Below are 263 nucleotides of genomic sequence, written 5' to 3' on the forward strand. Positions count from 1 at the left end.
GCCTGCATGAAGCCGGAATTGCTAGTAATCGCGGATCAGCATGCCGCGGTGAATACGTTCCCGGGCCTTGTACACACCGCCCGTCACACCACGAGAGTTTGTAACACCCGAAGTCGGTGGGGTAACCAAGAGCATTTGCAAAAATGCGTCGGAGCCAGCCGCCTAAGGTGGGACAGATGATTGGGGTGAAGTCGTAACAAGGTAGCCGTATCGGAAGGTGCGGCTGGATCACCTCCTTTCTATGGAGTTTAGACTCTAATCGA

Annotated in this window: 1 rRNA gene; it reads left to right on the top strand. The window is 54.4% G+C overall.

Annotated elements, in window-relative coordinates:
* Positions 1–239, top strand: a 16S ribosomal RNA gene (locus M3202_RS22175); the annotation flags it as partial.
* Positions 240–263 lie beyond the last annotated feature (24 nt).

Source organism: Halalkalibacter oceani (assembly GCF_023715605.1).
In the GTDB taxonomy this organism is placed as follows: domain Bacteria; phylum Bacillota; class Bacilli; order Bacillales; family Bacillaceae_D; genus Halalkalibacter; species Halalkalibacter oceani.